The organism is Methylophaga sp. UBA4204, assembly GCF_002379485.1.
GTDB lineage: Bacteria > Pseudomonadota > Gammaproteobacteria > Nitrosococcales > Methylophagaceae > Methylophaga.
This window is the reverse complement of sequence record NZ_DFTU01000109.1, coordinates 56,357-59,145: the sequence shown is the minus strand read 5'-3', so window position 1 is coordinate 59,145 and position 2,789 is coordinate 56,357. Positions and strand designations below refer to the sequence as shown.

The 2,789-nt window shown below is 44.7% G+C and carries 2 protein-coding genes and 1 riboswitch; of the genes, one reads left to right on the top strand and one right to left on the bottom strand.

Features of this window, described 5'->3' with window-relative positions:
• Positions 1 to 575: LemA family protein (locus B3182_RS16170; RefSeq protein ID WP_292753524.1), on the bottom strand; the 575-nt coding region annotated here is incomplete at its 3' end.
• 193 nt (positions 576 to 768) lie between these two features.
• A riboswitch (cobalamin riboswitch) is annotated at positions 769 to 1,076 on the top strand.
• Between the two features lie 99 nt (positions 1,077 to 1,175).
• On the opposite strand from B3182_RS16170, the gene B3182_RS16165 reads away from it, so the two are divergent.
• Positions 1,176 to 2,789 (top strand): cobaltochelatase subunit CobN (locus tag B3182_RS16165; protein WP_292753521.1); only part of this gene is annotated, 1,614 nt, incomplete at its 3' end.

The window sequence follows — 2,789 nt, the reverse complement described above, 5'->3', positions numbered from 1 at the left end:
AACTCAACCTTGGGCGCGTCTTGAATCGCTTCACGGTCATCAAACTCCAGCTCTGAGGCGCGAGTAAAGCTGAACATATTGGCTAGGATATTGGTCGGAAAAGTTTCCAGAACATTGTTATATTCAAGCACCGTATTGTTGTAGCCGCGGCGCGAGGCTGCCACTTTGTTTTCAATGCTGGTCAGCTGTTCCATCAGATCACGGAAAGCACCATCCGCTTTCAGATCCGGATAAGCTTCTGATAAAGCGAAGATGCCGCCCATTGCTTTACCTAACACACCTTCAGCCTGTCCAAGCGCCAGCATTGACTTTGCATCGCCCGAGTCGGTTTGATCACGCATTTTTTCTGCTTGATTGCGGGCTTCAATTACCCCATTAAGCGTTTCCTGTTCATGCTTGGCATAGCCTTTAACGGTGCTGACCAGCTGCGGAATCATGTCGTGACGTTGCTTAAGTGTAACGTCTATCTGTTTGAATGCATTCTGGAAGATATTGCGATGCCGAACCAATTTATTGTATTCAATAATCACATATAAAATCAGCAGGCCGACAATCCCTAGTAATATCCATTCCATATTTACTCTCCTTCTATTGAATTTAATGTCGTGATTGATTATGGATTAGTTACCCATAGTATTAAACAGCTTACTGACTATGAAAGCTAAGGGCTATTAACGTTCAGCCAAATACTATCTCAAAATCACGATCAGTCTTATTAACGTATTACTGCCAATATCGCATAGTTTGACTGATTACCATTTGTCTGTATTATCGCAGGCAGTTTCAGGTGCCTTTATTGCTACATGTGATTAAGGTTAAACGGGAAACAGGTGCGCCTCTTATTTGGTTATTCCTGTACTGCCCCCGCAACGGTAAACAGTTATTTCATTGCTCTGGTCGCTATCTGCCTGATAGATCGACAGTCACTGTACTTAACAGTATGGGAAGACGAGACATGATGCCGAGGATCTGTTTTTATCTTTCATCGCCAACATTCGTAATGGCCAGTAAAGAAAATCAGCCCCCAATATGGCTAAGCTGTAAGTCCGGAGACCGGCCCGAAGCTAACTAAGGAGTCGTGGCGGGGTGCCTGAACGTTCCGAGATTACACCCATACTGTCCCCTGCCCGCTATTTACCTAACTGGTAGCTGCTTTTGCTACGGCAGGATGTCTGATGTCTTATATTGTTAAATATCGCTTGTGTTTTCACCGACCCATTTTTCTATTTGCCCTGTTGTTTTCTCTGATAACTTCAAGTGCGTATGCCAGTGAGCATCATGTAATGGTTATTGTGTCAGATCGCTCTGCCCCGACTTTGGTCTCTGGAGCACATCAATTATTACAACAACAGCCTGATGCAGACATTCAAATCCGCACGGTCAGTCAGCTTAATGCTTTGACTGATGCTGACTTACAGCAATTGATTGATAACAGTGCAAGCATATTAGTGGTTGGTGTATTTGGCGATCCTGTGGAACGATTACTCGTTCGGCAATATAACAATGATCAAAAACGCTATGTTTTACATAGTGACCAGCGGCTTATCGAATTAAATAGCGATCCGGTTACACAATCTATTCCTAATCATATCTTGAGTGATAAAGCCTCATTAAGCACAACAACTCTGTTAGAGGCCAAACAGGTTCAATATCCCGAGTATGCTAACTGGTTACAGGCTCGTGCTTACTGGGTTAACCGTTCGACAGAGAATTCACGCAGTCTGCTGGACATGTTGCTCACAGAAGGCAGTAAAAAAGCCGAATTACAACCTGTTGGGGCTTTACGCTTTGCTTTGCATAAAGACGATAAAACTCAATGGTTAAGCCCAACTGAACTAGCCAAACAACTTGATACAACAAATCCTGTTGTCTGGTTGGTCGATCATGATACCGGCGATTTAACAGGTGAATGGAAACTGCATCAGCAGTATTGTCAGGCGCTGAACAGTCAATGTGTTTCCGTATTGGCCGCCTGGGGCGAACCCAGTGTTGAGGCTATTGAGACGATCAAAAAGGTGATGAACAAATCTTTGCCAAACACACCATGGGGAATCGTTTCTTTTCAGGACTTTGTGATTGGTGGTGGTGATGGTCGTGAGCAGGTTGAACAATTATTTACTGAGCTTAATGTTCCGGTTTTAAAAGGTATTCGTCTTAATAAATTAAGTGAGGCGGATTATGCCTTATCTTCACAGGGTATTCCTCGCGATTCGATTCATTATCGGATTGCCATGCCGGAGTTGCAAGGTGTCAGTCAGCCACAGATTCTGGCATTGACCGAGCCTGCAAAGATGGACCCACAAACCGGGGCCCAGCTGACGCAAAGTCTACCAATTAAAGAACATATAAACCGTCAGGCACTGCGCATGCAAGGCTGGCTGGCTCTACAACAAAAAGACAATGCCGATAAGCGTGTCGCCATTGTGTATTACAACCATCCCCCCGGTAGACATAATATCGGTGCTGATAATCTGAATGTGCCTGAAAGTCTGCTGGAAATATTGAATAGCCTGAAAAATGCAGGTTATCAGACTGGTGAGCTGCCAAAAGATGCGGAATCTTTGCTGGATATGCTGCAACTTAAAGGGGTGAATTTACCTGAAGACGCACAAGCATTATCAGCGATGTCCAAGGTCGCCAACACCATGACAGCGGATGAATATCAACGCTGGTTCAAACAGTTACCGGCAACTGTTCAGGCTGAAATGATTGATGGTCCTTTGGCAGCATTACAGCAGCGGATGCGTGATGCTATTGAGCAGGCACTGGCATTGGACAGTGTGACAACT